This is a genomic window from Alcanivorax sp. HI0083 (assembly GCF_001635175.1).
This window is the reverse complement of record NZ_LWFX01000980.1, coordinates 1-1,917: the sequence shown is the minus strand read 5'-3', so window position 1 is coordinate 1,917 and position 1,917 is coordinate 1. Positions and strand designations below refer to the sequence as shown.

Here is a 1,917-nt window from a genome sequence, read left to right as displayed (position 1 = left end):
GCGGCGTAGATGCTGCATGTCATCCACGGATGGGCGATCAAACATGATGCCAATATCATGGCCCTCCTGGCGCTTTACTTTTGCCGGGAGGGTGAGCGTGATATCAGAGTCTTCCAGGGTAATGGTCAGGGTGACCGGGGCCGCATCGGGCAGCGCGAGCGGCGTGCTGCTGTTGAGCCGTGCGCCCATGATGGAAATGTCGTCCAGTGACACGGGGTGGCTGTCCTGCTGGAAAGCCAGGGTGGCCTCCCCGTCGAAGTCCACCCGATTGGCCCGCCGTCTTTCGTTCATGCTGTCGTCCCTGTTACGTCCCCGGCCGACACGTTGTTGCTGTGTCGGCATTATCCTGCACGAATCAGACTTCGATTCGTTTGTACTTCATGCGCTTGGGTTGCAGGGCCGCATCGCCCAGCTGCTTGCGTTTGTATTCTTCGTACTCGGTGTAAGAGCCTTCGAACCATTCCACCTGGGCATCCCCTTCGAAGGAGAGGATGTGGGTGGCGACGCGGTCCAGGAACCAGCGATCGTGCGAGATCACGATGGCGCAGCCGGGGAACGCCAGCAGGGCTTCTTCCAATGCCCGCAGGGTTTCCACGTCCAGGTCGTTGGTGGGCTCATCGAGCAGCAGCACGTTGGCGCCCTGCTTGAGCAGCTTGGCCAGGTGCAGACGGTTGCGTTCACCGCCGGACAGATCGCCGACCCGCTTCTGCTGGTCGCCACCCTTGAAGTTAAACCGGCCCAGATAGGCGCGGCTGGGGACTTCATAGTTGCCGATGCGCAGGATGTCGTTGCCGTCGGAGACTTCTTCCCAGACCGTCTTGTTGCTGTCCAGGTCTTCACGGCTTTGGTCCACATAGGCCATCTGTACGGTATCGCCAGTGACGATCTCGCCGCTGTCCGGGGTTTCCTGGCCGGCCAGCATGCGGAACAGGGTCGTTTTACCGGCACCGTTGGGGCCGATGATGCCGACAATAGCGCCACGGGGAATCTGGAAATCCAGATCTTCGTAGAGCAGCTTGTGGTCGAATTGCTTGGCCACATTCTTGATTTCAAAAACCTGCTCGCCCAGGCGTTCACCCGGCGGGATGTACAATTCCTGGGTTTCGTTGCGCTTCTGGAATTCCTGGCTGGCCAGCTCTTCGAACGCAGACACACGGGCCTTGTTCTTGGCACGGCGGCCTTTCGGGTTCTGGCGCACCCATTCCAGTTCCTTCTCCACCGTTTTGCGATGGGCCGACTCGCTCTTCGCTTCCTGCTCCAGACGCTGTTCTTTCTGTTCCAGCCAGGAGGAATAGTTGCCCTGCCAAGGAATGCCTTCGCCGCGATCCAGCTCCAGAATCCACTCACAGGAATTATCCAGGAAGTAGCGATCGTGGGTCACCGCCACCACGGTGCCGGGGAATTCGTGCAGGAAGCGCTCCAGCCAGGCCACGGACTCCGCGTCCAGGTGGTTGGTGGGCTCATCCAGCAGCAGCATGTCCGGGGCGCTCATCACCAGCCGGCACAGGGCAACACGGCGGCGTTCACCCCCGGACAGGGTTTTCACGCTGGCGTCCCAGGGCGGCAGACGCAGCGCGTCGGCGGCGATTTCCAGTTTGCGCTCAAGGTTGTGCGCATCGCTGGCTTCGATGATGTCTTCCAGCTTGGCCTGTTCGGCGGCCAGCTTGTCGAAATCCGCGTCTTCCGCCGCATAGGCTTCGTAGACTTCTTCCAGGCGCTGCTGGGCGTTACGGATATCCGCCACGGCTTCTTCGACGATCTCGCGGACATTCTTTTCCGGGTCCAGCTCCGGCTCCTGGGGCAGGTAGCCGATATTGGTGCCCGGCTGCGGCCGTGCTTCACCCAGGAAGTCCTTGTCCACGCCGGCCATGATGCGCAGCAGCGTGGATTTACCGGAGCCGTTCAGGCCCAGCACGC

2 protein-coding genes are annotated in these 1,917 nt (G+C 61.1%); both read right to left on the bottom strand.

Annotated elements, in window-relative coordinates; all coding sequences use genetic code 11:
- The coding region (locus A3754_RS11635; protein ID WP_082904781.1) for a PilZ domain-containing protein at window positions 1-291 on the bottom strand (291 nt) is incomplete at its 3' end.
- Window positions 292-355: 64 nt separating this feature from the next.
- Window positions 356-1,917, bottom strand: a 1,562-nt coding sequence (gene ettA, locus A3754_RS11630; RefSeq protein WP_063519820.1) for an energy-dependent translational throttle protein EttA, incomplete at its 5' end; no start/stop codon positions are given.